The organism is Ruegeria sp. E1, assembly GCF_056534225.1.
This window is the reverse complement of record NZ_JBQFPE010000009.1, coordinates 110,795-135,744: the sequence shown is the minus strand read 5'-3', so window position 1 is coordinate 135,744 and position 24,950 is coordinate 110,795. Positions and strand designations below refer to the sequence as shown.

At 58.6% G+C, this 24,950-nt stretch carries 21 protein-coding genes; 12 read left to right on the top strand and 9 right to left on the bottom strand.

Translation table 11 applies throughout. The annotated features are described in order from the left end of the window. The first annotated feature begins 156 nt into the window (after positions 1-156). Both ACR0FG_RS13270 and ACR0FG_RS13265 read left to right on the top strand, forming a co-directional pair. On the top strand, positions 157-1,434 hold the full coding sequence (locus ACR0FG_RS13270; protein WP_480893469.1) for a DUF3422 family protein: 1,278 nt from the start codon (positions 157-159) through the stop codon (positions 1,432-1,434). 69 nt (positions 1,435-1,503) lie between these two features. Beyond that, the gene (locus ACR0FG_RS13265) at positions 1,504-2,640 is read left to right on the top strand and encodes an MFS transporter (protein ID WP_480893468.1); all 1,137 of its coding nucleotides are present in this window, start codon (positions 1,504-1,506) and stop codon (positions 2,638-2,640) included. Positions 2,641-2,646: 6 nt separating this feature from the next. Here ACR0FG_RS13265 and ACR0FG_RS13260 read toward each other — a convergent pair whose 3' ends face one another. From ACR0FG_RS13260 to ACR0FG_RS13250, 3 genes are all read right to left on the bottom strand, one after another. Then, a complete protein-coding gene (locus ACR0FG_RS13260) occupies positions 2,647-3,627 on the bottom strand; it encodes an ABC transporter permease (RefSeq protein ID WP_170710198.1) in 981 nt (326 codons plus the stop codon). After that, positions 3,620-4,627 (bottom strand): ABC transporter permease, encoded by a 1,008-nt coding sequence (locus ACR0FG_RS13255; RefSeq protein ID WP_170710197.1) that lies wholly within the window; start codon positions 4,625-4,627, stop codon positions 3,620-3,622. Before ACR0FG_RS13255 ends, ACR0FG_RS13260 begins: the two co-directional genes overlap by 8 nt. 94 nt (positions 4,628-4,721) lie before the next feature. Next, positions 4,722-6,428, bottom strand: a complete 1,707-nt coding sequence (locus tag ACR0FG_RS13250; RefSeq protein WP_170710196.1) for a peptide ABC transporter substrate-binding protein — start codon at positions 6,426-6,428, stop codon at positions 4,722-4,724. A 283-nt stretch (positions 6,429-6,711) separates the two neighbouring features. On the opposite strand from ACR0FG_RS13250, the gene ACR0FG_RS13245 reads away from it, so the two are divergent. Genes ACR0FG_RS13245 through ACR0FG_RS13220 form a run of 6 tightly spaced genes read left to right on the top strand, consistent with a single transcriptional unit; the run spans position 6,712 to position 14,065 of the window. Then, positions 6,712-8,532, top strand: a complete 1,821-nt coding sequence (locus tag ACR0FG_RS13245; protein ID WP_480893467.1) for an ABC transporter ATP-binding protein — start codon at positions 6,712-6,714, stop codon at positions 8,530-8,532. A gap of 6 nt (positions 8,533-8,538) precedes the next feature. After that, positions 8,539-9,348 carry a glycosyl transferase gene (locus tag ACR0FG_RS13240; RefSeq protein WP_480893466.1) on the top strand — a complete coding sequence of 270 codons (810 nt, stop codon included), beginning with the start codon at positions 8,539-8,541 and terminating at the stop codon, positions 9,346-9,348. Positions 9,349-9,355: 7 nt separating this feature from the next. Then, positions 9,356-10,516: an acetylornithine deacetylase gene (gene argE / locus ACR0FG_RS13235; RefSeq protein WP_480893465.1), complete on the top strand. Its 1,161-nt coding sequence runs from the start codon at positions 9,356-9,358 to the stop codon at positions 10,514-10,516. A 22-nt stretch (positions 10,517-10,538) separates the two neighbouring features. After that, complete coding sequence (locus tag ACR0FG_RS13230; RefSeq protein WP_480893464.1) at positions 10,539-11,705, top strand: M20 aminoacylase family protein; 1,167 nt, start codon at positions 10,539-10,541, stop codon at positions 11,703-11,705. A gap of 15 nt (positions 11,706-11,720) precedes the next feature. Further along, positions 11,721-12,884, top strand: coding sequence for a M20 aminoacylase family protein (locus tag ACR0FG_RS13225; protein ID WP_480893463.1), 1,164 nt, complete (start codon positions 11,721-11,723; stop codon positions 12,882-12,884). Between the two features lie 17 nt (positions 12,885-12,901). Then, complete coding sequence (locus ACR0FG_RS13220; protein WP_480893462.1) at positions 12,902-14,065, top strand: M20 aminoacylase family protein; 1,164 nt, start codon at positions 12,902-12,904, stop codon at positions 14,063-14,065. Between the two features lie 42 nt (positions 14,066-14,107). On the opposite strand, the gene ACR0FG_RS13215 is transcribed toward ACR0FG_RS13220, so the two are convergent. Then, positions 14,108-15,433, bottom strand: coding sequence for a 3-deoxy-D-manno-octulosonic acid transferase (locus tag ACR0FG_RS13215; protein ID WP_480893461.1), 1,326 nt, complete (start codon positions 15,431-15,433; stop codon positions 14,108-14,110). 1 nt (position 15,434) lies between these two features. Next, positions 15,435-16,442 (bottom strand): GTP 3',8-cyclase MoaA, encoded by a 1,008-nt coding sequence (gene moaA, locus ACR0FG_RS13210; protein ID WP_480893460.1) that lies wholly within the window; start codon positions 16,440-16,442, stop codon positions 15,435-15,437. Positions 16,443-16,533: 91 nt separating this feature from the next. Here moaA and ACR0FG_RS13205 point away from each other — a divergent pair, with 91 nt between their 5' ends. After that, on the top strand, positions 16,534-16,944 hold the full coding sequence (locus tag ACR0FG_RS13205; protein WP_170710187.1) for a hypothetical protein: 411 nt from the start codon (positions 16,534-16,536) through the stop codon (positions 16,942-16,944). Here ACR0FG_RS13205 and ACR0FG_RS13200 read toward each other — a convergent pair. Genes ACR0FG_RS13200 through glmU form a run of 3 tightly spaced genes read right to left on the bottom strand, consistent with a single transcriptional unit; the run spans position 16,941 to position 20,810 of the window. Then, on the bottom strand, positions 16,941-17,633 hold the full coding sequence (locus ACR0FG_RS13200) for a DNA alkylation repair protein (protein ID WP_480893459.1): 693 nt from the start codon (positions 17,631-17,633) through the stop codon (positions 16,941-16,943). The two genes, ACR0FG_RS13205 and ACR0FG_RS13200, sit on opposite strands and share 4 nt — an antisense overlap. Further along, complete coding sequence (gene glmS, locus ACR0FG_RS13195; protein ID WP_480893458.1) at positions 17,630-19,453, bottom strand: glutamine--fructose-6-phosphate transaminase (isomerizing); 1,824 nt, start codon at positions 19,451-19,453, stop codon at positions 17,630-17,632. The genes ACR0FG_RS13200 and glmS overlap by 4 nt, the downstream gene beginning before the upstream one ends. A gap of 4 nt (positions 19,454-19,457) precedes the next feature. Continuing rightward, a complete protein-coding gene (gene glmU / locus ACR0FG_RS13190) occupies positions 19,458-20,810 on the bottom strand; it encodes a bifunctional UDP-N-acetylglucosamine diphosphorylase/glucosamine-1-phosphate N-acetyltransferase GlmU (RefSeq protein WP_480893457.1) in 1,353 nt (450 codons plus the stop codon). Between the two features lie 133 nt (positions 20,811-20,943). Here glmU and ACR0FG_RS13185 point away from each other — a divergent pair, with 133 nt between their 5' ends. The 3 genes from ACR0FG_RS13185 to ACR0FG_RS13175 all read left to right on the top strand — a co-directional run bounded on the left by ACR0FG_RS13185 (position 20,944) and on the right by ACR0FG_RS13175 (position 24,171). After that, positions 20,944-21,612 (top strand): HAD-IA family hydrolase, encoded by a 669-nt coding sequence (locus ACR0FG_RS13185; RefSeq protein WP_480893456.1) that lies wholly within the window; start codon positions 20,944-20,946, stop codon positions 21,610-21,612. Positions 21,613-21,651: 39 nt separating this feature from the next. Further along, complete coding sequence (locus tag ACR0FG_RS13180) at positions 21,652-22,842, top strand: DegT/DnrJ/EryC1/StrS family aminotransferase (RefSeq protein ID WP_480893455.1); 1,191 nt, start codon at positions 21,652-21,654, stop codon at positions 22,840-22,842. Positions 22,843-23,007: 165 nt separating this feature from the next. Next, positions 23,008-24,171: an isovaleryl-CoA dehydrogenase gene (locus ACR0FG_RS13175; RefSeq protein ID WP_170710181.1), complete on the top strand. Its 1,164-nt coding sequence runs from the start codon at positions 23,008-23,010 to the stop codon at positions 24,169-24,171. A gap of 50 nt (positions 24,172-24,221) precedes the next feature. Here ACR0FG_RS13175 and ACR0FG_RS13170 read toward each other — a convergent pair whose 3' ends face one another. After that, a complete protein-coding gene (locus ACR0FG_RS13170; protein ID WP_480893454.1) occupies positions 24,222-24,827 on the bottom strand; it encodes an OmpW/AlkL family protein in 606 nt (201 codons plus the stop codon). Positions 24,828-24,950 lie beyond the last annotated feature (123 nt).

Below are 24,950 nucleotides of genomic sequence, written 5' to 3'. Positions count from 1 at the left end.
AACTGAGTGTTGAACGCGGTGCTGTCGAGCAATGGCAGTTAAATCAAAGAGATAGCGAATTGTATACCGAGGTATCCACGTAACTAATTGAAATAAAGCGAGAATTGCGGAAGCTCGGGGGATGGGTATAGTAGCTCGAACCCGACGGAGCAAGTTATGACGCCGATCCAGGACCACCCATTGCGCTACGCCTTGGCCAATGAACTGCACGCACGACCGTTCCCGGTGGCACAAGCCCCGTGCACCGTTGTCTTCCTGGCCATCAAGAAAAGCGACGAAGCCGCAGCGCGGGACCGGGGCGAGGATATGGCCCATCTGATCAACTTGCTGGATCGGCATGGGGCGACGCATCCTCAACCCGAGGCTACGCATTACGCAGGGCAGATCGGACGGCATTGGCTCAAGTGGGAGCAGCATACCGAATTTGTGACCTATACCGCGATTTCGCAGAATGTCAGCGAACGGGCATTTGATCCGGCGGATTTCGAGGTTTTCCCGGCGGACTGGCTGGCATCAAGTCCGGGCGAAAGGATCACGTCCGTCATGATGCGTGTCGTGGACCGACCTGAGGACGAGGTGGGGCGCTCGGCCCTGGGAAGCTGGTTTGAGCCGGAAAGTCTGGCGGTTGCGCGGGTCCTGGATGACTCGGCCATCTGCGCCAGCGATTTTCGGATCGATCCTGCAGGCCACATGAGATTTGCGCTGTTCGTCTCGAAAGGGACCGGGCAGCGCAGGACGGGGCGGGTAATCCAACGGTTGTGCGAGATCGAGACCTACAAGGCGATGTCTATGCTTGGCTTCGCCCGAGTCAAGGAGATCATGCCGCGCATCGGCGAATTGGACCAGAGGTTGACCGAACTGATGGTCGAAATGACGGACGACGCTGTCGCCCCTGATGCGCTGTTGCCCCAGCTTCTGTCGACATCGACCGAGCTTGAAACCATCGCAGCCCGATGCGCATTCCGCTTTGGTGCAACAGGTGCCTACGAGGCCATCGTCAATCGGCGGGTCGAGGTGTTGAGAGAAGAACGCTTTGAAGGCGGGCAGAGCTTTGCCGATTTCATGATGCGCCGGTACGAGCCCGCCATCCGCACGGTCAAATCAACAGAAAAGCGGCTGCAAACCCTGTCTGACAGGGCGATCCGCGCCGGAGAGTTGCTGCGAACGCGGGTTGATGTCGAACGCAGCGCCCAGAACCAGGCGTTGCTGACCAGCATGGACAGGCGCGCCGATCTGGCGCTGCGGCTGCAACATACGGTCGAGGGATTGTCGGTGGTCGCGATCAGCTATTATGCGGTCTCGCTGCTCGGATATCTTCTCTATCCGCTGACCGAGGCGGGGATCAGCAAGGGGATGCTGACTGCCGGTGTAACCGTGCCCGTGGTGCTGGCTGTCTGGTTTGCGATCCGAAAGATCCGTCGTCGTATCGAATAGGGTGTATTTGCCAATCACCGCAGGCCCTGCGATACACGCATCGTTTGTCACGTTTCACATGAGAATCCGATGATCAGTGTTTTTGCGGCCTGGCGTGCGGTGACGGCCATGTTCATTCTGAACGGGGCTTTGTTTGGCATCTGGGCTTCGCGCATTCCGGCTGTGCGCGATCGTCTGAGCCTCAGCCACGAAGAGCTGGGTTACGGCCTGCTGTTCATGGCGGCTGGGGCGGTTTGTTCCTTTCCGATCACAGGTCGGCTGACGGATCGGTTTGGTGCAGTTTCGATCACGCGGGTTATTGCAGTCCTTTATACGCTGTCGCTGATCCTTCTTGCCTTTGCCGGTGGGTTCTGGGCGCTTGCCATCTACCTTTTCATCTTCGGCGCATTTCACGGATCAATGGATGTGGCGATGAACGCTTGGGCGGCAGAGGTTGAACAGGCTTATGACAAGCCGCTTATGCCTTCTTTCCACGCAATGTGGAGTCTTGGGGCAGGTTTAGGCGCGTTCAGCGGGTTTGGGGCGGTTCAACTGAACCTGACGGTGCTGCAGCACTTTCTGCTGGCAGGTGGAATTGTCGTAGGCCTCGCATTGGTCTTGTCATGGGTGACGTGGAGTTCGCGCAAGACGGAACAGGCCGGAGGAGCAGTATTTGCTTTGCCTTCCGGTGCATTGGTGCTTGTTGGGTTTGTCGCCTTGTGTGGCGCTTTGGGCGAAGGTGCAGTTGCGGATTGGAGCGCGATTTTCCTGCGGGATGAGACCGGAGCAGCAGAGAGCGTTGCCGCGTTGGGTTATGCCGTATTCTCGATCGCGATGGTGGTCTTCAGGCTGGCCGGTGGTGTGGTCATCGCGCGTTTTGGTCCGGTTGCAACGGCAAGGTTTGGCGGTCTCTTCGCTGCACTGGGTGTGTTTGCCGTTGTTTCTGCCGGTGGTTCGGGTCTGGCTCTGACCGGCTTTGCCCTGATGGGTGTGGGTTATGCAGTGATCATGCCATTGGCGTTCAGCCGCGCGGCCAGTGATCCGAACGTGCCACCCGGACAGGCCATCGCAAGTGTCGCAACTTTAGGATACGGAGGGTTGTTGATCGGGCCGCCCCTGATCGGGTTTCTCGCCGAGTTGATGACGCTGAGGCTGGCCTTTGCGGTCCTGATCCCGCTGGCGGCTCTGATCATTGTGTTAGCCGGTGCGCTGAAACGCACCGGCTGAGTTTGTTCAGCGCCCGCGAATACGCGGATCCAGCGCATCACGCAGGCCGTCGCCCAGATAGTTCACACTGAGAACGGTCAGCGAGATCGCAAGACCGGGCCAGAACACGCGTTCGGGGTATTGCTGCAGATAGTCGACTCCGTCAAACAGCAACCGGCCCCAAGTCGGGAAATCCGGCGGGAAGCCCAGCCCAAGGAACGACAGAGCACTTTCGGTGATGATCGCCGTAGCAATCCCCAGCGTTGCCGAGACCATGATCGGCGACAGCACATTTGGCAGGATATGCCGCGTGATAATCTGGCTGTTGCTGGTGCCGATGGACCGGGCGGCCAGAACGAACTCGCGCTCTTTGATGGCCAGAACGTCCCCCCGCACGATCCGCGCAGTGGGCATCCACGAGGTGATGCCGATGGCGCAGACGATCAGGATGAAGATGCCGCGCTCCAGTCCGAACGCAGCGGACAGGGGTTCGCGAAACAGCAGCATCATGACCAGCAGCAAGGGCAACAGAGGCAGCGCTAGGAACAGATCGGTCAGGCGCATCAGCGGGCCATCGAGCCGTTTGAAGAACCCGGCGATCACGCCGATGAACGAGCCCAGAAACAGGGCCAGCAGCATCGCCGTGATACCTACGGAAACCGAGGTCTGCCCGCCTGACATCATCCGCGCAAGGATATCGCGGCCCAACTGGTCGGTGCCAAAGGGATGGGCAAGGCTGGGCCCCTGATTGCGCGACCGGATGTCGATCTGCGTTGGGTCGATGGTCCAGAGGTACGGACCCAGATACACAGCCGCTACGATGAAGATGAACAGGACCGCCCCGATCATCGCGCCTTTGTGGGTCTTGAACTGATCCCAAACATCGCGCCACTGGCTGCGGGGTGGGGTGGTCAGTTCCTCCATCACTCCTGTGGTCGGCAACGCGGTCGAGGCGGGGGCCAATCCTTCGTCCGGGACCAGCGTATCGGTACGATCATGATCAGTCATAGCGAATCCTCGGGTCCAGAATGCCATACAGAACGTCCGCGATCAGGTTGAACAACACGATCAGCACGGCAAAGATGAAGGTCAGCGTCTGCACCATTGGCAGGTCGTTGGCCTGAATGGCCCCGATCAGCAATTGGCCGATGCCATTCACTTTGAAGACCTGCTCGGTAATGATCGCGCCGCCGAAGATCGCTGGAATACCCAGCGCGATCACGGTGACAACAGGGATCATCGAATTGCGCAGGACGTGGACCATGACCACGGTATATTCGCTGAGGCCCTTGGCGCGGGCGGTGCGGACGTAATCCTGATTGAGGTTGTCCAGCATCGAAGCGCGCATGAACCGGGAAAGCTGCGCGGTGATCTGCAGTGCCAGAACCATGACCGGCATGATCATCTGCTTCAACTGCACAACAAAGCTGTCCCAGCTATTCACCACATGAGTCGTGTCATAGATCGAAGGGAACCAGCCGAGTTGGACCGAAAAGATCACGATCACCAGAACGCCGGAAAAGAACGGCGGGACCGAAAAGCCGACCATCGAGACGAAGGTGCCCATCTGGTCGAACCATGAATACTGGCGGTATGCGGAATAAATGCCGATGGGCAGGGCGATCAGGATCGCGACCACATAGGCGGTGCCAACAACCCACAGGGTCTGCGGGATACGCTGAACGACGATGTCCATGACGGGCGAACGGGTCTGCCACGAAATCACACGCAGGTCACCTTCGGAAAAGGTAGTTCCGAACATTGCGTCGATCAGAACTTGCGGTTCGATCCAGAAGAACTGCACGATCCACTTCCAGAACCGGATATGCATCGGCTGGCCGAGGCCAAGCGCCTCGCGCATCTTCTCTTTGACTTCGGGTGGGACGGTGAGAGGAACCTGCGCCATCGGGTCGCCTGGGGCGAGTTCGAGAAGCAGGAAGATGACGAGGCTGATGAACAGCAGCGTGGGTACGGCCAGAACCAGTCGTCGAATGGTAAAGTTAAGCATTAAGAGGCGCCTTTATATGCGTCTTCTTGTTGGGATGGTGCGCAAATGACCGCGCCCCGATAACGATCGGGGCGCGGCATTGCAAAATCAGGGCTTAGGAACCGGTTTTGCGGTGCCAGTCCGCAATGTTCCACAGCTCGCTGTCCCAAACGTTCAGGACAACGCCACCCAGAGAGTTTGCGTGCGCCGACAGACGGCCACGGTGTACCAGCGGGATCATACCGCCGTTTTCAACCATGATGTCGTTCAGCTTTTTCGCGATTTCAGCGCGGGCCTCCAGACCGGCGGTTTCGGCCAGCTGACCATGCAGCTTGTCGAACTCTTCGTTGCAGAAGCGGCTGATGTTCTCACCCTGCCACTGCGATTCCGGCTTGGGCGCCTTGTCGCAAAGACCGTTGCCCAGATAGGACTGAGGATCGGTGCCGTTGAAGGTGTTGGCGTACATTTCAACGTCAGCATAGAACTTCTGGAACGTGTCGGGCGAGCCCGGATCACCACCAAAGAAGACCGATGCGTTGATGTTGCGCAGTTCGGTTTCAACACCGATCTGGCTCCACCACTCCTTGATCAATGCCTGGAAGTCCTGACGGACAGCGTTGGTCGAGGTCTGATAGACGATTTTCAGCGGAACGCCGTCCTTTTCGCGGATGCCATCGCCATCGCTGTCTACGATACCTGCATCATCCAGCAGCTTTTTCGCGCCTTCGATGTCCTGCGTGTCGCAGCTCATTGAGGTCGAGTTGAACGCAGCCGGAGCAGGGACCCAGTTACAGGTCACTTTGCCCGCCTGACCATAACCGATTTCCACCAGCAGCGGGCGGTCGATGGCCAGCGACAGAGCCTTGTAAACGGCTGGATCCTGCAGGAACGGATGCGGATGCTTGGCTGTCGAACGCTCGCCTTCCGGCAGATCGGGCGACGGGTTGGTCTGGTTCAGCATGATACGCTCGACCAGCGGGCCAAAGCCTGCAACCGGAGTGCCCTTGCCGCCTGCTTCCATCTGCGCGATCACTTCGGGCGCAAGCTGCAGGTTCCAGGCATAGTCGAACTCGCCGGTTTCCATGACCGCGCGGCCTGCCGCGGTTGCATCGCCGCCGCCTTTGAAGGTCACGGTCGCAAAGGCCGGTTTCGCCGGGTCACGATAGTTGTCGTTGGCCTTGAAGGTGATCACGTCGTTCGGCTTGAACTCGGTTACCACGAAAGGTCCAGTGCCGATCGGGTTGAAGTTCTCGGTGGTGCATTCGGGCGCTTTGGCACCGACACAATCCGCGAACTGAGCGGCCTGAATGATCGGGCTTTCGCCGCCCACAAACGGTCCGTAGGGGAACGGGGTCGGTGCGTCGAAAGTGACCTTGACGGTGAGATCGTCAACAGCCTCGACCGAGGTGACGCCTTCGAATTTAGTCACCTGCGCGCAGCCGCCTTCGGGGTGCATACAGTAATCAGCGGTGAATTTCACATCCGCCGAGGTAAACGGCGTGCCGTCCGACCAGGTGATTCCCGGCGCGATCTTCCAGGTGATCGAGGTCAGGTCTTCGCTGACGCCGCCATTTTCAACGGTCGGAATCTCGGAGGCCAGATATGGCACCATGTTGCCGTCCTGGTCGTAGCGCGCGAGAGGCTCGATTACCAACGAGGCCGATTCCACATCCTTGGTGCCGCCCGAAAGGAACGGGTTCAGGATCGACGGGGCCTGCCAGTAGATAATGCTGACATTGCCGTCCGATCCGCGCTCGGCAAAGGCCATCGGGGCCATCGCCGTGCTTGCAATCGCACCAAGCAAAAGGGTTTTGATTTTCATCATACACTCCATGTTGGACACATTCGTGTCTCGATTATCTCCGCAATGCCTGCGGGTTTGGCGTTGCCGCTTTGGGGATAAGGATTTGACGGGAAACAACAATGCGTTTCACGTGTCGCGATTTTTCGCCACTCCCCAGAGTGGTTACGAGGCGTATCGAAACAGAACTTTCGAAAATTGCAAGCCTTGCCGTCGCGAATTTCAGCAATGCGTTTGACTTTTCCGGCGCTGCGGCCTTAGCGTTTGGCACTCAGACAAAAATGACGCCAAGGGGAGCGCGCGCGTGCTGGATCAGCCTATTGCCCAGGTCAAAAAACTGCGGGTGGAATTTCAGACCAAGGACGGGCCGGTTGTCGGCGTCGAGGATGTCTCGTTCGAGGTTAAACCCGGCGAAACCGTTTGTATCGTTGGAGAATCCGGGTCGGGTAAATCTGTTTCTTCGCTGTCTCTGATGCGCCTTGTCGAATTTGGCGGCGGTGAAATTGCGGGTGGGCAACTGCTGTTTGATCGTCGCGATGGCGACGAGATGAATCTGGCGGATGCAGATCAGGATCTGATGAAACAGATTCGCGGCAACGAGATTGGCATGATCTTTCAGGAGCCGATGACAGCGCTTAACCCGGTCTTCACCGTGGGTCGGCAACTGACCGAAGGTCTGCGTATCCACAAGGATATGACCAAAGCTCAGGCCGAAGAACGCGCGCTAGAATTGTTGCGTCAGGTCCGCATCCCCGAGCCTGAGCGGAGGCTGAAACAATACCCGCACGAATTGTCCGGCGGGATGCGTCAGCGTGTCGTGATCGCCATGGCCATGGCCTGCGAGCCTCGCCTGCTGATCGCAGACGAACCGACCACTGCGCTGGACGTGACCATTCAGGCCGAGATTCTGGCGCTGATGGACCGGCTCAAGCGCGAAACCGGCACTGCGGTGATGTTCATCACCCATGACATGGCCGTGGTGGCGCAGATGGCCGACCGCGTTGTGGTCATGTTCCGTGGCAACAAGGTCGAAGAAGGCACCGTCAAGGAAATCTTTGAAAACCCGACGCATGATTACACCAAGGCGCTGCTGGCTGCGGTTCCGAAACTGGGCGAGATGCGGGGCAAATCCGCGCCCGAACCGATGAAGCTGCTGGGCGTCGAAGGGCAGAATATCGCGCCGATTCCCGGCACCAACGAGGTGTTGCTGACGGTCAAGAACCTGACCACGCGGTTTCCGGTCAAGGGCGGTCTGCTGCGTCGCACGATCTCGAATGTTCACGCGGTCGAAGATGTTTCCTTCACTCTGAACCGGGGGCAGACGCTCAGTCTGGTGGGCGAGTCCGGTTGCGGTAAATCTTCGGCGGGGCGGTCGATCCTGCGTCTGGTCGAACCCATGGCGGGTGAGGTCGATCTGGACGGCGTCGATATTATGAAGCTGGACCAAAGCGGTCTGCGCAAGGCGCGGCTGGACATGCAGATGATCTTTCAGGACCCGTTTGCGTCCCTGAACCCGCAGATGCAGTTGATCGATCAAGTTGCCGAACCGATGCGCAACTATGGTGTGGCGTCTGGGTCTGAGCTTCAAGACCGCGTCGCGCAACTGTTCGACAAGGTGCAGTTGCCGCGCAGCTTTATGCGGCGTTTCCCGCATGAAATGTCGGGCGGGCAACGTCAACGGATCGCCATCGCCCGCGCGCTGGCGCTGAACCCCAAGCTGATCATCGCGGATGAGGCTGTCTCGGCTTTGGATGTGTCCGTTCAGGCGCAGGTTCTGAACCTGATGATGGAACTGCAATCCGAACTGGGCCTCAGCTATCTGTTCATCAGCCACGATATGGCCGTGGTCGAACGTGTCAGCCACTATGTCGGCGTCATGTATCTGGGTCGCATCGTTGAGATGGGACCGCGTGCGCGCGTGTTCGAAAACCCCCAGCATGCCTATACTCAGGCGCTGATGAAGGCGGTTCCGATTGCGGATCCGAACCAGCGCAAATCCGAGAAGGATCTGAACTTCAAACCGATCCCATCGCCTATTCATCCCATCGACTACAAGCCCGAGCCGTCGGTCTATCGCGAGGTTGAACCCGGACACTTTGTGCTGGAGACCGATAGCGGTTACTAGGGCGACATGAAGAAGCAAATCATCTGTATCAACTGGGGCACCAAATACGGACCGAACTATATCAATCGGCTGTATGGCATGGTGGCCCGGAACATCACGCCGCCCTTTAGCTTTACCTGTTTCACGGATTCCCGCGAAGGCGTCCGCCCCGAGGTGATATGCGAGGATCTGCCAGAGGTCGATTATGACATGCCGGTCGGTGTGATTGGCAAGTGGCCCAAATCCAGGCTTTGGAGCGAAAAGCTGGGCTCGTTGACCGGGCCGGTTCTGTTTCTGGATCTTGATATCGTCATCACGGGATCTTTGGATATTTTCTTTGAGATCGGTAACGAAGACGACGTCGTCATGGCTAAAAACCCGACCACGCCGTTCGAGCGTCTGGGACAAACGTCGCTGTTCCGCTTTCCGGTGGGTAAGCTCGCGCCGATGCAAAAGGCGTTCCGCGAAGACCCGCAGAAGATTGCCGAGAAATTCCGGTTCGAACAACGCTATGTCACACAAAACGCGCCGGGCGGGGTAAAGTTCTTTCCGCGCTGGGCGGTTCAGCAGTTCAGCCATGATTGCGTCTGGACCTTCCCGCTGAATCTGGTGATGACGCCAACTCTGCCGAAAAAGGCGCGGGTGGTTATTTTCGCTGGGGCCAACGATCCCGAAAACGCCATTCTGGGGCAGTGGACCCACCGGCACAAGGCGGGATCTTTAGGCACATATTGGGCGGCGCGTCACGACAGAAAGTCTACGGAAAAGAACAGCTTGCGGTATTTGCGCCACTTTATCAAGCCGGCGAAATGGATCGAAGAGCATTGGGTGGGATGAGCACACGATGAGACTGTCACCAAAGGACATTATGGACAAACTTGTGTCTTTCCCGACGGTCAGTCGCGACACCAATCTGCCGCTGGTCAACTGGGTTTCTGACTATCTGAAATCGCATAGGATCGAACCGCATCTCTGGCCCGATCCCGATCAGCCGCACAAGGCCGCGCTGTTTGCACATGTCGGACCATTGAAAGAGGGCGCGGTTGTGCTGTCCGGCCACACGGACGTTGTACCGGTTGACGGGCAACCATGGGACACCGACCCGTTTGTTGTGACCGAGAGCGAGGGAAAATATTTCGGGCGCGGCACCTGCGACATGAAAGGGTTCGACGCTCTGGCGATCTGGGCATTGGTCGAGGCGCAATACGCAGGTGTCGCTCGACCCTTGCAACTGGCACTGAGTTTCGACGAAGAAGTGGGCTGCACCGGTGCGCCGCCAATGATCGAAGCGATGCAAGGGGTGTTGCCAAAGGGTTCGGCCGTGATCGTGGGCGAGCCGTCGATGATGCAGGCGGTCACTGGTCACAAGGGCGGGTTCGGCTATGACACGCATATCGTCGGGTTTGAGGTTCACAGCTCGATCATGCATACCGGTGTCAACGCCATCATGGAGGCCGCGCCGCTGATCGACTGGGCCAATCAGCGTAATGCGCAGAATATGGCAGCGCAGCCTTCGGATATCGCGGCTGTGTTCGACCCGCCCTGGACCACCTGCCATGTGGGCATGATCGACGGCGGCACCGCCCATAATATCACCGCCAAGGATTGCCGTTTTATGATGGATTTCCGCACCGTCCCGGATGAAGAAAAAGCCACCTGGCAGCAGGCTTATTTCGACAAGGTCCGAGAAGTTGAAGCACGGATGCAGGTGATTCATCCCGAAGCGCGGATCGAGCTGTCCGAGAATTTCTCGATCCCCGGTCTTGTCCCTGAACAGGACGGTGAGGCCGAAATGCTGGTGCGCGCGTTGACCGGCGACAATGCCAGCCATGTGGTCAGCTATGGCACCGAGGCCGGTCAATTTCAGGAGGCCGGTTATTCCGCCGTGATCTGCGGCCCCGGCGATATTGCGCAGGCCCATCAGCCGAATGAGTTTATTACGATTTCTCAATTCAACGCAGGCCAAAAATTCATGGAACGTCTGGTAGAACGGCTCTGCGAATAACACCTCAGAAGGGAGGTCAAAGATGCCCGTCAAGAACCGGCTTGCCGAAATGCATGATGAGATCACCAAATGGCGACGTCACCTGCATATGCATCCTGAATTGATGTATGACGTCGAAGAAACGGCGGGATTTGTGGTTGATCGCCTGAAAGAGTTCGGCGTGGATGAGATCACGCCGGGGATTGGAAAAACCGGCGTTGTGGCGGTGATCAAGGGCCGCACGGATACCATGGGTCGGGTGATCGGCCTACGCGCCGATATGGATGCGCTGCCGATCGAAGAGGCGACGGGGCTGGACTATGCCTCGACCGTTTCGGGCAAGATGCACGCCTGTGGGCATGACGGTCATACCTCGATGCTGCTGGGCGCGGCGCAATATCTGGCTGAGACGCGGAATTTCGATGGCACTGCGGTGCTGATCTTCCAACCCGCCGAAGAAGGCGGGGCTGGTGGTCTGGCCATGTGCCAGGACGGAATGATGGAGCGCTGGGGCATTCAGGAAGTTTACGGAATGCACAACATGCCCGGAATGCCGGTCGGAGAGTTCGCGATCCGCCCCGGCGCGTTGCTGGCCTCGTCCGATGAGTTCGAGATCGTCGTGACCGGTAAGGGCGGTCACGCTGCCGCGCCTCATGAAGCGGTGGATACCACGCTTGTGGCGTCGCATATTGTTGTGGCTTTGCAATCGGTTGTGTCGCGCACGGTTGATCCGATCAAACGTGTCGTCCTGACCGTGGGCACATTCGAAACCGACAGCGTCGCTTCGAATGTGATTGCCCATACGGTGCGGTTGAAGGGCACGGTGCGGACGCTTGACCCCGAGTATCGCAAGATCGCAGAACAGCGCGTGCGCCGGATTGCGGAAGATACGGCCTCGGCTTTTGATGCGTCGGCTCAGATGGTCTGGACACCGGGTTATCCCGTGACCGTTAATTCCGAGGCTGAAACCGGCTACGCGGCCGAGGCCGCGCAAGCGGTGGCAGGCAAGGTCGATGACAGCACCGATCCGATCATGCCCTCAGAAGATTTTGCCTATATGCTTGAAGAACGGCCCGGTGCCTACATCTTTATCGGGAACGGGGACACCGCCATGTGCCACCACCCGGAATATAATTTCGACGACGATGCAATTCCCGCCGGATGCAGTTGGTTTGCTGAACTGGTGGAACGACGGATGCCTGTCGCATAGCTTTGGGAGAATGAGATGCCGATCAAAAATCGCCTTGCGGAAATGCACGAAGAAATCACCGGTTGGCGGCGTGACATTCACCAACACCCTGAGATTCTCTATGACACGCACCGGACCAGCGCGCTGGTGGCCGAAAAACTGAAAGAATTCGGGTGTGATGAGGTTGTGACCGGCATTGGTCGCACGGGCGTTGTTGGCGTCATCAAAGGCAAGACCGATACGCAGGGCCGCGTGATCGGGTTGCGCGCTGATATGGATGCGCTTCCGATGCAGGAGCAGACGGGACTGGACTACGCTTCCAAGACCGACGGCGCCATGCATGCCTGCGGTCATGATGGCCACACGGCGATGGTGTTGGGCGCAGCGAAATACCTGTCCGAGACGCGGAATTTTGACGGCACGGCCATTGTGATCTTTCAACCGGCTGAAGAGGGCGGAAACGGGGCCGAGGCAATGTGCAAGGACGGTCTGATGGATCGCTTTGGTATTCAGGAAGTCTATGCGATGCACAATGTGCCGGGCGTTCCAACCGGGCGGTTTGCCATCCGATCCGGCCCTTTGCTGGCCGCAGCGGATGAGTTCGATATTCACCTTGAAGGGCGGGGCGGTCACGCGGCCAAGCCGCAAGAGACGATTGATACAACAGTGATGCTGTCTCAGTTGATTGTAGCGCTGCAAACCATCGTGTCGCGGAATGCTGATCCGATCCTGCAGGCGGTATTGTCGGTGACTTCGGTCGAAACCTCGTCAAAGGCGTTCAACGTTATCCCGCAATCGGCGCAGGTGCGCGGGACCGTGCGGACGCACTCAAATGAAATACGCGACCTGATCGAGGAACGGCTGACCGAGGTGGCAGAGGGCATTGCCACGACATTTGGCGGCACGGTCAAAGTGACTTACTCGCGCGGCGTACCGGTGACCATCAATGCCGAGGAACAGACCGGATATGCGGCTGAGGCTGCGGTTTCCGTGGGCGGCAGCTGTGGTGAAGCGCCGATGGTGATGGGGGGCGAGGATTTCTCGTTCATGCTGGAAGAACGCCCCGGGGCTTTCATTGTGTTGGGCAACGGCGACAGCGCCGGGCTGCATCACCCCGAATACAATTTCAACGATGAGATCATCCCGATGGGATGCTCGTGGTTTGCCGAAATGGTCGAGCGCCGGATGCCGGCGGCTTGAGATAGGAGAGAGAAGAAATGCCAGTCAAAAACCGCTTTGCCGAGTTGCAGGATGAAATCACCGCATGGCGACGGGATATCCATGAAAACCCCGAGATTCTGTTTGAAACCCATCGCACAAGTGCGCTGGTTGCGGACAAACTGAAAGAGTTCGGTTGCGATGAGGTCGTGACCGGAATTGGCCGTACGGGCGTTGTTGGGGTCATCAAGGGCAAGGTCGATACCGGCGGTAAGGTCATCGGATTGCGGGCTGACATGGACGCTTTGCCGATTCACGAGGCGACGGGTCTGGACTATGCCTCGAAAACCGATGGGGCGATGCACGCGTGCGGTCATGACGGGCATACGGCCATGTTGCTGGGCGCGGCCAAATACCTGTCCGAGACGCGTAATTTCGATGGCACCGTCGTGGTGATCTTCCAGCCCGCCGAGGAAGGCGGCGGCGGCGGTCGCGAGATGTGCGAGGACGGTATGATGGAGCGTTGGAACATCCAGGAGGTCTATGGGATGCACAACTGGCCGGGCAAACCGGTCGGCAGCTTCTCGATCCGTCCAGGGTCGTTCTTTGCGGCAACTGACCAGTTCGATATCACCTTTGAAGGACGCGGCGGCCACGCGGCGAAGCCGCAGGAGACAGTGGACACCACTGTGATGACAGCGCAGGCGGTTCTGGCGTTGCAGACGATTGCCTCTCGTAATGCTGACCCGATTGATCAGGTGGTGGTGTCGGTGACGTCGTTTGAAACCTCGTCCAAGGCTTTCAACGTGATCCCGCAGACGGTTCAGATCAAAGGCACCGTGCGCACCATGGGCAAGGAAATGCGCGATTTGGCGGAAAAGCGGATCAACGAGATTTGCAACGGGGTCGCGGCGACCTTTGGTGGCACAGCAGATGTGACCTATATTCGGGGCTATCCGGTCATGGTGAATAGCGACGAACAGACCGATTTTGCAGCACAGGTGGCCCGCTCGGTGTCGGGCGATTGTGAAGAGGCACCGTTGGTCATGGGTGGCGAAGATTTTGCCTTTATGCTCGAAGAGCGGCCGGGTGCTTACATTTTGGTCGGCAATGGCGACACGGCGATGGTGCACCATCCGGAGTATAACTTTAACGATGAGGCAATTCCGGCCGGGTGCAGCTGGTGGGCCGAGATCGTTGAGCAACGGATGCCTGCGGCTTGATATAAAGAGTGGGGGCTCTGCCCCCACACCCCCGGGATATTTTTAGACAGATGAAGCCGGATCCGCCGGGGGGGCGAGGTCGAGTTGGGTACTGAGCGTTTCGATGACATCGTCCAATGCCGATTTTTGGGTGTTCACGCAGGATTTTGCTGCGGCGCGCGCAGTCTCAAGCGTGGTTTTGTCCGTAAGCCATGTCTCGACTATTTTCGAAAGGTCTGCGCTGGTTTCAACTTCGACCGCTCCACCCGTTTTGATCAACGGGGCAAATGTCTCGGCGAAATTGAAGTATCCAGGCCCGGTAATGACCGCAGCATTGGCTTGCGCAGGTTCAAAGGGATTGTGGCCGCCGATTTCCCTGAGCGAGCCCCCCAGAAAAACGATGGGGCACAAGGCGTACCAGGTGCCAGTCTCGCCTAGCGTATCGGCGATATAGACTTGGGTTGCGTCGGTGATCGGTTGCTGCTTGCTGCGGAGTGAATAGTCCAGTTCGGCTTGGGCCGTCAGTCTGGCGACCTCCTCCCGGCGTTCGGGATGGCGTGGGATCAGCAAAAGCAACAGATTGGGCCGTTGGTTCAACAGGTGTTTATGCGCGGCAAGAATGGCCTCTTCTTCTCCGGCATGGGTGGAACTGGCGATCCAGACCGGACGGTCTGCGATTTGTGTCTGGATGTCGTTGAGGGTGTTTGTGTCCACCGGTAGTGGGTCTGACATGGCCTTTAGATTGGTGCCGGGTTGGACCCGGTCAGCAGGCGCGCCCATCGCGATCAAATTCGCAGCCGTTTTGTCGTTCTGGGTCAGGAACAGGCGAAATTTGTTCAGTATGAACCGCGCAGTTTGCGGGCGCTTTTTCCAGCCTGCGACAGATTTTTCCGATAGTCGCGCGTTAAGAAGTGCCAAGGGTGTTCCGCGATCGGCACTTTCGACGATCAGGCGCGGCCAGATTTCGCTTTCGACAAAGATCGCCGCGTCAGGTTTCCAGTGATCCAGAAAGCGCCGCACCGGACCAGCAGTATCAAGTGGCGGGTATTGGTGGCGCGTGCGTGGTGGCAGACGCTTTTCGATCAATGCGGCTGAGGTCGGGGTGCCTGAGGTAATCAGGAACTGTGAATCCGGCAAACGGTCGCCCAGTCGTTTGATAAGGCTAAGAACCGATTGGCTTTCCCCGACGCTGGCGGCGTGAAACCAGATCAGTTGGCCCGAGGGGCGTGGTTGGCTGGCGTATCCTAAGCGCTCACGTTGCCTTTCAGGAGCCACCCCGGCGGCTTCAAGCTTGGCGCGGACGGTTTTCCAGGCCAAGGGAGCCGCGACATAGGTCAGCCCGCAATAGAGTTTGTAAAGCAGCGTCGGGCGCGCATTTTGCCCGGACATGTCAGCCGCCCGTATGGCTCATGTGGCGACTCATCCGGCCGTCGACCGATTGGCGCGAATAGTCGAAATCATGGCCTTTGGGCTTTAGGGTGATCGCCTTGCGGATCGCATCTTCCAGCGGTTCTTCGCTATCGGGGTGGTCGCGCAATGCGCCGCGTAGGTCTGCCATATCTTCCTGACCGAGGCACATATAAAGCTCGCCGGTACAGGTCAGGCGCACGCGATTGCAGCTTTCGCAGAAGTTATGCGACAGCGGCGTGATAAAGCCGATCTTTTGCCCCGTATCCTCAAGCCGGACATAGCGCGCAGGCCCGCCGGTGCGTTCCGCCAGATCGGTCACGGCATAGTGGTTTTCGTATTCCTTGCGAACATCTTTGAGGGACCAGTATTGATCCAGACGATCCTCGTTGCCGATATCGCCCATCGGCATGACCTCGATCCATGTCAGGTCCATGTCACGTTCGGCGCACCATTCGGTGATGCGGGGCAGTTCCTCTTCGTTGAAGCCCTTGAGCGCGACAGCATTGATCTTGATCCGCAGTCCGGCCTTTTGCGCCGCGTCGATGCCGTTCAATACCTGCTTGAGGCGGCCCCAGCGGGTGACTTTGGCGAACTTGTCCTCATCCAGAGTATCCAGCGAGATATTCACCCTGCGCACTCCTGCGGCGTAGAGGTCATCGGCGAAGCGATGCAGCTGAGAACCGTTGGTTGTCAGCGTCAGTTCTTTCAGCGCGCCACTGTCGAGATGCCGGGTCATGCTGTTGAAGAATGTCATGATGTTGCGGCGAACCAACGGCTCACCCCCGGTGATCCGCAGTTTCTCGACGCCCATGCGAACAAAGGTCGAGCACATGCGGTCCAGCTCTTCCAGAGTCAGCAGATCTTTCTTGGGCAGAAAGGTCATGTTTTCCGACATGCAATAGACGCAGCGAAAATCGCAGCGGTCCGTGACGGAGACACGCAGATAGGTGATGGCGCGGGCAAACGGGTCGATGAGCGGTGCTGTCATGGCTCATAGGTAAAGCGGCAAGGGGGCACCGGCAAGGGTCATCTGTGCTTTGGGCTGGCGCAGTTGCGGGTGGCAGGGTAATTTTAGGGGTATGAGATTTGTATTGTTCGGAATTTGTCTGGTTCTTGGCGGGTGCGAGGCTATTCGGTCAACCTCGGACCGGGTATTCGGCGCGTCGGACCCTCAGCCCGAAGCGACGCCGGTCGTCGCTGAAGCCCCGGCCGAGGCACCGCCCCCGGCTACGTCTTCAACGGGCTGGGACGGGCCGCGCAAGACGGTGGCAGGGTTGGGCGATCCCAATACGCCGGGTCGTTGGTTGGAGACTTCGCTGGTGGACACAGAGATGACCGGCCGGGTCGTGGTGCCAAGAACCGGAGCGCAAGCCTATATCACGCTTGTCCCCGGCCCTGAGGGCAGCGGAGGCCGCCTGTCACTGGACGCGATGCGGGCCCTTTTGTTGCCGTTTGATGAACTGGTCGAGTTGGAAGTGTATTCCAACTAGGAGCGCAGGTATTTCCCAGCTTCTTTCCGGGCAAAGGGCTTCATGGCTTCGCCATGCTGTTCCAGAAAGCCAATGACGCGCTGAGGGTCGTGTTTCGACAGCTCGCGCAGCCACCAGGCAATCGACTTTTGGATGAACCAGTCCCGATCGGGGACATAACCAGCGGCCCACCCCAGAATGCGGTCTCGGCGTTGCAGGTCATCGGGTTTTGGGTGGTTCTGTTTGGTCCAGGGCAGGGTGGCGACCAAGGCGGCGCGGCGGGTCCACATGTGGTCCGATGTTGTCCACTGTTCGACCTGATCCAAACGCTCGGGATCGGCGGTCAGGCGTTTCTGCATCGCCATGCAGGCATGATCCGCAACCGCCCATGCATCGAAATCGGGCAACCAGCTTTGCAACAGTTCCCAGACCGCCTGATCGGGGCGGATTCGCGCCTGCGTCAGCAGCTTGGCAGCGGCCAGACGGCCCTCGTGAATGTTGGTCTGCCACAGGGCATCGGCCAAATCAACGCGTTGCGCCACATCCAACTCGCGCCGCCACGTTTTGGTCAGGTCATTCAGAACCGGGTTGGGCACGCCAAGATGCGGACGGGCGGCCTTGTGATATGCTGCCGCCTGTTCGGCGCGTTCGGGATCAGCGTGGGCTTTGATCTGATCCAGATAAGTGTCCACGTTGATCCGCCCGGTCATTCGACCGTCACGGATTTGGCCAGATTGCGCGGTTGATCCACGTCAGTACCTTTGGCAACCGCCGTGTGATAGGCCAGCAATTGCGCTGGCACGGAATACAGGATCGGCGTCAGGCTGGGATGGACATGGGGCATTCGGATCGTGCTCCAGACGCCATCCTGCGCTTCGGCGATGCCGTCATCGTCAGAAACCAGAATGACCTTACCCTTGCGCGCCATGACCTCTTGCATGTTGGATACGGTCTTGTCGAACACCGTATCTTTGGGAGCCATGACAACCACCGGCATATTCTTGTCGATCAAGGCGATGGGGCCGTGCTTCAGCTCGCCCGATGCGTAACCTTCGGCGTGGATATAGCTGATTTCCTTGAGTTTCAGCGCACCTTCCATGGCCAGCGGATACATCAGACCGCGCCCCAGAAAGAGCACATCTCGCGCTTCGGACAGGCGTTGGGCAGATGTGCGGATCGACAGGTTCTGATCCAAGGCGGTATTCAAGACCGAGGGCAAGCCACGCAAGGCCGCTGCGTGATCGGCGATCTCCTCGGGGCTGAGCGTACCGCGATCCGCCGCGGCTTTGAGCGCCAACATCAGCAGGACGCTGAGCTGACAGGTAAACGCCTTGGTCGAGGCCACACCGATTTCCACGCCCGCGTGGATCGGAAGCGCCACATCACTTTCCCGCGCGATCGAGCTTTCGGGAACATTGACGACTGAGACGATCTTGTCCGCTTTGCCCTCGCAATAACGCAGCGCGGCGAGCGTATCGGCGGTTTCACCCGATTGGCTGACAAACAGGGCCAGTGTGCGGTCGGTGATCGGAGGTTCGCGATAGCGGAACTCGCTTGCGATATCGACCTCGACCGGCATTTTTGCCAATTGCTCGAACCAGTATTTCGCGGTCAGGCAGGCGTAGAACGCGGTGCCGCAGGCGACCATCGTCAGGCGATCCAGTTTGGTGAAATCAAGCCCGGCACCCGGCAGGATGACCTCATCCCCGCCGGTTGGCAGATAGGATCTGATCGCTTCGGCCACAACAACGGGCTGTTCAGCGATTTCCTTGGCCATGAAATGCTTGTGCTCACCCTTGTCGGCGCGTGCCTGATCCAGCTTGATCTGACGCTTTTCGCGGTTGGCGATTTCGCCCGCCTCATTGCGGATTTCCAGCGAGGTGCGGGTCAGAACCGCCCGGTCGCCTTCTTCCAGATAGGTGATCTGATCCGTCAGCGGGGCCAACGCGATCGCGTCCGAGCCCACATACATCTCACCATCACCGTGACCAATTGCCAGCGGAGAGCCCTTCCGCGCAGCAACAATCAGGTCATCTTCGCCGTTGAACAGAAAGGCCAGTGCAAAGGCACCGTCCAGACGGTCGATGGTCTTGTACGCGGCCTCAACCGGCGAGAGGCCGGTATTCATGTAGTGTTCGGTCAGAAGGGCGACGGTTTCGGTGTCGGTTTCAGTCACAAAGTCGACGCCGCTTTCGGCAAGTTCTGCCCGCAACTCGCGGTAGTTTTCAACGATGCCATTGTGCACCACGGCCACCGGGCCAGCCTGATGGGGATGCGCATTTGTGACCGAAGGGACACCATGCGTTGCCCAGCGTGTATGTCCAATGCCGGACTTTCCGGGCAGGGGGTCATGCACCAACAGATCGCTGAGATTGACCAGCTTGCCGACCGCCCGACGTCGTCCCAACGCTCCGCCATTTACGGTGGCGATACCGGCGCTGTCGTAGCCCCGGTATTCCAGTCGTTTCAGTGCCTCCACAAGAATGGGGGCCACTTCGTGGCTGCCCAGAACGCCAACAATTCCACACATATGCTCAGGCTCCTTTGTCGCGGCGAGCCTTTTTCGCCTTCAACATTTCAAATAGTTTGCGCGCATAACCCGGCTTGTTTTCCTGTTTGGCGCGGGCGACGGCCAGCGCATCAGGTTCAACATCCTTCGTCACAACCGTCCCTGTTGCCGTCATCGCACCGTCACCAACCGTAACCGGAGCCACAAGCATCGTGTTCGATCCGACAAAGACATTTTCGCCAATCGTGGTCTTGTGCTTCATCACCCCGTCATAGTTGCAGGTGATGGTCCCCGCTCCGATATTGGATGCGGCCCCGACCGAGGCATCGCCGATATAACTCAGGTGATTGACCTTTGCGCCTTCGGCAATCTCGGCATTCTTGACCTCGACAAAATTACCGATACGGGTGTTCTCGGCCAGTTCAGCGCCGGGTCGCAGGCGGGCATAGGGGCCGACAACCGCACCACGGCTGACATGACACCCTTCCAGATGCGAGAACGCGCGGATCGTGGAGCCACTTTCGACAGTGACACCGGGGCCAAACACCACGTTGGGCTCGATCACGGTGTCGCGTCCGATAACGGTATCGGCGCACAGATAGACCGTGTCGGGGGCCATCAAGGTTACACCTTGCTCCAGCAGCTCAGCACGCGCGCGGGTCTGAAACACCGCATCCGCCGCCGCCAGATCCGTGCGAGAGTTGACGCCCAGCGTCTCGGCTTCGTCACAGGCGACGGCCGTGACGTTCAGCCCGCGGGACCGGGCGATTTCGACAACATCCGTCAGATAGTATTCTTCCGAAGCATTGTCGTTCCCGACGGCATCGATCAGTGAAAAGAGCGTTCCCGCGTCACACGCCAAAAGTCCTGAATTGCAGAAGGTTATGGCGCGTTCCTCATTTGACGCATCCTTGAATTCGACAATCCGTTCCAGCAAGTCGCCATTCATCACAAGACGGCCATAGCGGGCAGGATCGGCGGCCTCAAACCCCAGAATGACCAGATCGTTCTGCGCCCGGGCTGCGATCATGCGTTCCAGCGTGTCGGGCTGCAAAAACGGCGTGTCGCCATAAAGAACAACAACATCGCCCTCAAATCCCTGCAAAGCGTCGCGGGCCTGCGCAACGGCGTGTGCCGTGCCAAGCTGTTCCTCTTGAACAGCGATCTGGGCGCTTTCGTCTTCGGCAGTGGCGACCTTTTCAACCGCCTCGGCCCCGTGGCCGGTGACGATAACGGTCTGCGCGGGCGACAGGACGGCTCCGGCGCGCATCGCGTGAACCAGCATCGGTGTCTGGGCAATCGGGTGCAGAACCTTGGGAATGTCGGAATTCATCCTTGTGCCTTTTCCGGCGGCAAGGATGATCAGGGCAGTGCTCATAAATTTGTTTTCTCTTTTGTTTTGTCGCGGACCGTTTTATCCGCTGAGGTCAAAGGCGCAAGCGCTTCGGCCATCAAAGAAGATTGCCGATTGCAACACGAGATGGCGGAATTCTGCCGAGCAAGGAGTTTTGATGCGGACTGTCATCTTTGATCTGGACGGAACATTGGCGGATACATCCGGCGATTTGCTGGCCGCTGCGAACCATTGTTTTCGACAGATGGGGCATGGCGATGTGCTGCATCCGGAACAGGACGCAGCGGTAGCGGTGCGCGGCGCACGTTTGATGTTGACGCAGGGGCTGAAGCGCGTGGGCGCTTATGATGAGAAAACGGTTGAAACCTATTACCCAATTTTTCTTGACGTCTACGGGCAAGCCATCGACACCCATACATATTTCTATCCTGGCGCGCTGGGCGCGGTCGAAGCTTTGAAGGCTGCGGGGTATGGCGTGGGCATCTGCACCAACAAGCCCGAAGGTCTGGCCGATCTGTTGCTGACGCGGATGGGCGTTCGCGATCAATTCGCCTCGCTTGTCGGTGCCGATACCTTGCCCGTGCGCAAGCCCGATCCCGAGCCGTTGCGCGAGGCGGCGCGACGGGCGGGGGGGCATCCCGACATGTGTGTTCTGATTGGCGACTCGGATACGGACCGAAACACCGCCCGAGCGGCGGGTGTTCCTTCGGTGCTGGTCACCTTTGGTCCGTCCGGGGAAGATATGGCATCGTTGCAGCCCGAAGCGTTGCTGCATCACTTTGACGACCTGCCTGATCTGGTAAACACTCTGATCGGGGCAGCGTGATCCCTTGACGCGGCCACCTCGTAGCCCCAGAACAAAGCTATGACCGAGAGATTTACTGGCAGCTTCACGCAGCAGGAACCTATCCCGGAAGACGCAATCGAAGCAGCCCTGACGGTTCTGCGCCATGGGCGCTTGCATCGCTATAACGTTGCCGCCGGAGAGCTGGGTGAAACCGCCCTGCTAGAGCAGGAATTTGCGGCCCAGATGGGTGCGAAATACTGTCTGGCCGTTGCATCTGGTGGCTATGCCATGGCGACTGCCTTGCGAGCCGTTGGGGTGCTGCCGGGTGATCCGGTCCTGACCAATGCGTTTACGCTGGCACCAGTGCCCGGAGCGATTGCCTCGGTCGGAGGCAAACCTGTTTTTGTCGGTGTGTCTGAAAGCCTGACCATTGATCTGGACGATCTTGAAGCCAAGCTGGATCAAGCGCGTGTACTGGTGCTGAGCCATATGCGCGGGCATTTGTGCGACATGGATCGGCTGATGCAGATGTGTGATGCGGCCGGTGTGGTCGTCATCGAAGATTGTGCACATACGATGGGCGCGGCGTGGCGCGGGCAGCTTTCCGGCAGGCAAGGCGCGATCGGGTGTTATTCCTGCCAGACCTACAAGCACGTGAACTCGGGCGAGGGTGGTTTGTTGATCACCGATGATGAGGAATTGGCAGCCATGGCGACGATGTTGTCCGGTTCCTACATGCTCTACGAACGGCATCTGGCTGCTCCGGGGGCCGAAGTGTTTGAGCGGGTTAAATACACCACGCCCAATATCTCGGGGCGGATGGACAATCTTCGCGCCGCGATCCTGCGTCCGCAGCTGCGCGATCTGGACCGACAGGTCGCGCGATGGAACGAGCGTTATCAGGTGATCGAAGACGGTTTGCGCGGAACGCCCGGTCTGACAATCGTCGAACGTCTCGAGGCCGAAACCTATGTCGGGTCATCAATTCAGTTTCTTCTGCTCGATTGGCTTCCCGAGCGTATAACCGAAGTGATCCAGCGCTGTGCCGCGCGGGGGGTTGAGCTGAAATGGTTCGGAGGAGCGGAGCCCGCCGGGTTTACCTCGCGCTATGACAGTTGGCGCTATGCCGAGAGCGAACCGATGCCAGCAAGTGATCGCATCCTGACCGGGATCATGGACATGCGTGTTCCGCTGACTTTTTCGCTTGAGGATTGCAGCCTGATCGCGCGGATCATTCGGGCTGAAGTCGGCGCTGTTTATCAATCATGACCTAACGGAGTGCGCCTGCGGCGCACGCTCAATCTGCAGAAACGCGGCCCGACAGGCCGCGTTTTGCGTTTTGGTCGTTGGCCTTTGCAAAGATTGACCGTCTGGGGATTCGCTGTTATTCAGTTATTGAACACTTGTTCATTAACGCGAAGGAGGAGAGCGCGTATGTTCACGGCCACGATGAAATTCGATTTGGGAGAGGACGTGAACGCCCTGCGTGAGATGGTGCATCGCTGGGCGCAGGAGCGGGTCAAGCCGATGGCCGCCGAAATCGATAGTTCCAACGCTTTTCCGAACGAGTTGTGGAAAGAGATGGGCGAGTTGGGGTTGCTGGGCGTTACGGTGCCCGAAGAGTATGGCGGCGCAGGGATGACTTATCTGGCCCATACCATCGCTGTTGAAGAGGTCGCGCGCGCCTCGGCCTCGGTGTCATTGTCTTATGGAGCGCATTCGAACCTTTGCGTGAACCAGATCAAGCTGAACGGCACCGAAGAGCAAAAGCAGAAATATCTTCCACGTCTTGTTTCGGGGGATCATGTGGGGGCGCTGGCAATGTCCGAGCCCTCGGCCGGGTCGGATGTCGTGTCGATGAAGCTGCGCGCGGAAAAGCGCAATGATCATTACAGGTTGAATGGCAACAAATACTGGATCACCAACGGACCGGATGCAGATACTCTGGTCGTCTATGCCAAGACCGATCCTGAAGCGGGATCGAAAGGCATCACAGCCTTTCTGATCGAGAAAGAGATGAAGGGGTTTTCCACCTCGCCCCATTTCGACAAGCTGGGGATGCGCGGATCAAACACGGCTGAGTTGATTTTTGAAGATGTCGAGGTGCCGTTCGAGAATGTTCTGGGCGAAGAAGGCCGAGGCGTGGCCGTTCTGATGTCAGGGCTGGACTATGAGCGTGTGGTGTTGGCCGGGATCGGCACCGGCATCATGGCCGCCTGTCTGGATGAAATCATGCCCTATCTGTCCGAGCGCAAGCAGTTCGGCCAACCCATCGGAAACTTCCAGCTGATGCAGGGCAAGATAGCGGACATGTATACCGCGATGAACTCGGCCCGGGCTTATGTCTATGAGGTTGCCAAAGCCTGTGACCGCGGGGACGTGACGCGGCAGGATGCGGCGGCGTGCTGTCTTTATGCCTCGGAGGCGGCGATGACGCAGGCGCATCAGGCGGTACAGGCGATGGGCGGCGCGGGGTTCCTGTCGGATGCGCCGGTCAGCCGGATTTTCCGCGACGCCAAGCTGATGGAGATCGGTGCGGGCACCAGCGAGATTCGCCGGATGCTGATCGGGCGCGAAATGATGAGTGAGATGTCGTGAAAAAAATGCCTCGCAGACAAGGGATCTGCGAGGCGCATTTGATCAAAGGATCAGAAGCGATGGACGTAGGACAGGCCAACAAGGAAGGGATCGATTTCGGCCTTGCCGATATCGTTGCCGTCCAGCGTGACGTCCGAGTCGATGTCGAACCAGCGCACGTTCAGACGCACCGAACCTTTGTCAGTGACCATATAGTCCAGACCCGCCTGCAGAGAGACGCCGAACGAGTTGTCGACCTTCAGATCACCCAGCGGCGAGTCTTCGTCGAAGAAGATCGTATAGTTCAGTCCGGCACCGACATAGGGCTTCCACGCGCTGCCTGTGGTGAAGTGATAGTTCAGCGACAGGGTGGGCGGCAGATGCTTGACGCTGCCTGCATCGGTCGAGCCACCGAGGGTGACGTTGTGCTTGAACGGGGTCGCGGCCAGCAACTCGATGCCCAGATTGTCGCGAATGAAGTATTCGGCGGTAAAGATCGGGCGGGTATCCGAGTCGATCTCGGCGTCGAGCCCCGCAAGGGTGCCGTTGTCGGATTTCGGGTCCAGATAGCCGAGGCCGATACCCAGGGTCCAGTCACCCTGCGATTGGGCAAAGGCAGGGGCTGCCAAAGCGGCCAGAGCGGCGGAAAGGGTCAATGCGGCGAGTTTCTTGGTCATAGTCGAGCCTTTGAATGTGTTGATGCGGCCGCTGTGACAGTCCAATTGAATCCATTCTCTGATCTACATCAAACAGGCACTTGTCCTATGGCGGACGAAGCGGACAAGCCGCAGGGAAATAAG

What these genes read in the sequence shown, in the direction of transcription:
- ACR0FG_RS13240 (WP_480893466.1), top strand. Translation starts at nt 8,539, where the DNA reads ATGAAGAAGCAAATCATCTGTATCAACTGGGGCACCAAATACGGACCG.
- ACR0FG_RS13270 (WP_480893469.1), top strand. Translation starts at nt 157, where the DNA reads ATGACGCCGATCCAGGACCACCCATTGCGCTACGCCTTGGCCAATGAA.
- ACR0FG_RS13250 (WP_170710196.1), bottom strand. Translation starts at nt 6,428, where the DNA reads ATGAAAATCAAAACCCTTTTGCTTGGTGCGATTGCAAGCACGGCGATG.
- ACR0FG_RS13170 (WP_480893454.1), bottom strand. Translation starts at nt 24,827, where the DNA reads ATGACCAAGAAACTCGCCGCATTGACCCTTTCCGCCGCTCTGGCCGCT.
- ACR0FG_RS13260 (WP_170710198.1), bottom strand. Translation starts at nt 3,627, where the DNA reads ATGACTGATCATGATCGTACCGATACGCTGGTCCCGGACGAAGGATTG.
- ACR0FG_RS13215 (WP_480893461.1), bottom strand. Translation starts at nt 15,433, where the DNA reads ATGTCCGGGCAAAATGCGCGCCCGACGCTGCTTTACAAACTCTATTGC.
- moaA (WP_480893460.1), bottom strand. Translation starts at nt 16,442, where the DNA reads ATGACAGCACCGCTCATCGACCCGTTTGCCCGCGCCATCACCTATCTG.
- ACR0FG_RS13220 (WP_480893462.1), top strand. Translation starts at nt 12,902, where the DNA reads ATGCCAGTCAAAAACCGCTTTGCCGAGTTGCAGGATGAAATCACCGCA.
- ACR0FG_RS13200 (WP_480893459.1), bottom strand. Translation starts at nt 17,633, where the DNA reads ATGACCGGGCGGATCAACGTGGACACTTATCTGGATCAGATCAAAGCC.
- ACR0FG_RS13180 (WP_480893455.1), top strand. Translation starts at nt 21,652, where the DNA reads ATGACCGAGAGATTTACTGGCAGCTTCACGCAGCAGGAACCTATCCCG.
- ACR0FG_RS13265 (WP_480893468.1), top strand. Translation starts at nt 1,504, where the DNA reads ATGATCAGTGTTTTTGCGGCCTGGCGTGCGGTGACGGCCATGTTCATT.
- glmU (WP_480893457.1), bottom strand. Translation starts at nt 20,810, where the DNA reads ATGAGCACTGCCCTGATCATCCTTGCCGCCGGAAAAGGCACAAGGATG.
- ACR0FG_RS13205 (WP_170710187.1), top strand. Translation starts at nt 16,534, where the DNA reads ATGAGATTTGTATTGTTCGGAATTTGTCTGGTTCTTGGCGGGTGCGAG.
- glmS (WP_480893458.1), bottom strand. Translation starts at nt 19,453, where the DNA reads ATGTGTGGAATTGTTGGCGTTCTGGGCAGCCACGAAGTGGCCCCCATT.
- ACR0FG_RS13230 (WP_480893464.1), top strand. Translation starts at nt 10,539, where the DNA reads ATGCCCGTCAAGAACCGGCTTGCCGAAATGCATGATGAGATCACCAAA.
- argE (WP_480893465.1), top strand. Translation starts at nt 9,356, where the DNA reads ATGAGACTGTCACCAAAGGACATTATGGACAAACTTGTGTCTTTCCCG.
- ACR0FG_RS13185 (WP_480893456.1), top strand. Translation starts at nt 20,944, where the DNA reads ATGCGGACTGTCATCTTTGATCTGGACGGAACATTGGCGGATACATCC.
- ACR0FG_RS13225 (WP_480893463.1), top strand. Translation starts at nt 11,721, where the DNA reads ATGCCGATCAAAAATCGCCTTGCGGAAATGCACGAAGAAATCACCGGT.
- ACR0FG_RS13255 (WP_170710197.1), bottom strand. Translation starts at nt 4,627, where the DNA reads ATGCTTAACTTTACCATTCGACGACTGGTTCTGGCCGTACCCACGCTG.
- ACR0FG_RS13175 (WP_170710181.1), top strand. Translation starts at nt 23,008, where the DNA reads ATGTTCACGGCCACGATGAAATTCGATTTGGGAGAGGACGTGAACGCC.